Source organism: Phyllobacterium calauticae (assembly GCF_019991125.1).
Taxonomy (GTDB): domain Bacteria; phylum Pseudomonadota; class Alphaproteobacteria; order Rhizobiales; family Rhizobiaceae; genus Phyllobacterium; species Phyllobacterium calauticae.
This window is the reverse complement of sequence record NZ_JAGENB010000029.1, coordinates 1-800: the sequence shown is the minus strand read 5'-3', so window position 1 is coordinate 800 and position 800 is coordinate 1. Positions and strand designations below refer to the sequence as shown.

The following is an 800-nucleotide window of genomic DNA, read 5'->3' as shown; positions in this document are numbered from 1 at the left end:
ACCCCGGCGTGCGAGGGTGCCGGCTGCACCCTCTCCGCCTCCTCCAGGAGGGCCACCGCCAGGAGCCGCGCGGCGGTCGGCGTCATCTCCGGGAGCCTCCAGCCCCTTCCGGCGACGGATACCAGGGGGGCCTCCTCCCCGGACGGATGACCGCCGGGGGGGACGTCTTGGGCGAGATTACTCACGGGAAACAGCCTCCTGAGCTGCTTAGGTGCACGGAATTACGGTCACGTGCGACGAGCGGCGACGACGCGGGGGGTGATCGCCCGCAGCGTGTCCGCCAGCTTCTCGTCGGCCTCGTCGCGCTGGTCCTGGGTGACGGCGACCCGGGCCACCTGGAGGGCCCGGAGCAGGTCCCCGACCTTCCGGGGGGACCCGTACTCGTCGCGCACCAGGACCACCGAGTGGTCGGGCCACAGGGGCAGCTCGACGAACTGCGCGTTCGCCATGCCGCACATGAAGGCGACGGCGGAGAGGACGTGCTGAGCCTCGTACTGGTCGCCGTTCAGGTGGTCCAGGTCGTGCTCGAAGGCGACGAGGTCGCGGATCGGGATCACGGCGACTCCGCGACCCTCGTTGAGCTTCTGGTGGATCAGGGCCTTGACGCGGTCCTTCACGTCGTCCGGGATGCGCTCGGACGTGGACACACGGGTGGCAGGGACGTTGGGCACGACGCCTCCAAGGGAGTTGAGAACCGGCCGTGGGGACCGGCGATGAACGGAACGCTATACCTGCGCAGTTCGCTGCGTCTACCTCTCGATGCACCCCGGGCGTGTCCTGATCGATTCGGGGTGGTCTTC

1 protein-coding gene is annotated in these 800 nt (G+C 69.5%); it reads right to left on the bottom strand.

Annotation, left to right across the window (positions count from 1 at the left end; translation table 11 throughout):
• Positions 1 to 227: 227 nt before the first annotated feature.
• Positions 228 to 671: a hypothetical protein gene (locus J1W56_RS25795; protein WP_223616141.1), complete on the bottom strand. Its 444-nt coding sequence runs from the start codon at positions 669 to 671 to the stop codon at positions 228 to 230.
• Positions 672 to 800 lie beyond the last annotated feature (129 nt).